Annotated in this window: 1 protein-coding gene; it reads left to right on the forward strand. The window is 63.4% G+C overall.

Annotated elements, in window-relative coordinates:
- On the forward strand, positions 1-958 hold a 958-nt coding region (gene tuf / locus HGR_RS14945; RefSeq protein WP_006299195.1), incomplete at both ends, for an elongation factor Tu.

Consider the following 958-nt stretch of genomic DNA (forward strand, 5'->3'; position numbering starts at 1 on the left):
TACGCCCACGTGGACTGCCCCGGCCACGCCGACTATGTGAAGAATATGATCACCGGCGCTGCTCAGATGGATGGCGCCATCCTGGTGTGCTCCGCCGCTGACGGCCCCATGCCCCAGACCCGCGAGCACATCCTGCTGGCCCGTCAGGTCGGCGTGCCCTACATCATCGTCTTCCTGAACAAGTGCGACATGGTCGACGACGCTGAACTGCTCGAGCTGGTCGAGATGGAGGTGCGCGAACTGCTGTCCAAGTACGAGTTCCCCGGCGACGACACCCCCATCGTCAAGGGTTCCGCCAAGCTGGCGCTCGAAGGCGACAAGGGCGACCTGGGCGAGCAAGCCATCATGCGCCTGGCTGACGCGCTGGACACCTACATCCCCACGCCCGAGCGCGCCATTGACGGCGCCTTCCTGATGCCTGTGGAAGACGTGTTCTCCATCTCTGGCCGTGGCACGGTGGTGACCGGTCGCGTGGAGCGTGGCATCGTCAAGGTTGGCGAGGAAATCGAAATCGTCGGCATCAAGGCCACCCAGAAGACGACCTGCACCGGCGTGGAAATGTTCCGCAAGCTGCTGGACCAAGGCCAGGCTGGCGACAACGTCGGTATCCTGCTGCGCGGCACCAAGCGTGAAGAAGTTGAGCGCGGTCAAGTGCTGTGCAAGCCGGGCTCCATCAAGCCGCACACGCACTTCACGGGTGAGGTGTACGTGCTGTCCAAGGACGAAGGTGGCCGTCACACGCCGTTCTTCAACAACTACCGCCCCCAGTTCTACTTCCGCACGACGGACGTGACGGGTGCCATTGAGCTGCCCGAAGGCAAGGAAATGGTGATGCCGGGTGACAACGTGTCGATCACGGTCAAGCTGATCGCTCCGATCGCCATGGAAGAAGGCCTGCGCTTCGCCATCCGCGAAGGCGGCAAGACCGTCGGCGCCGGCGTCGTGGCGAAGATCATCG

The sequence above is a fragment of the Hylemonella gracilis ATCC 19624 genome, assembly GCF_000211835.1.
Taxonomy (GTDB): Bacteria; Pseudomonadota; Gammaproteobacteria; order Burkholderiales; family Burkholderiaceae_C; genus Hylemonella; species Hylemonella gracilis.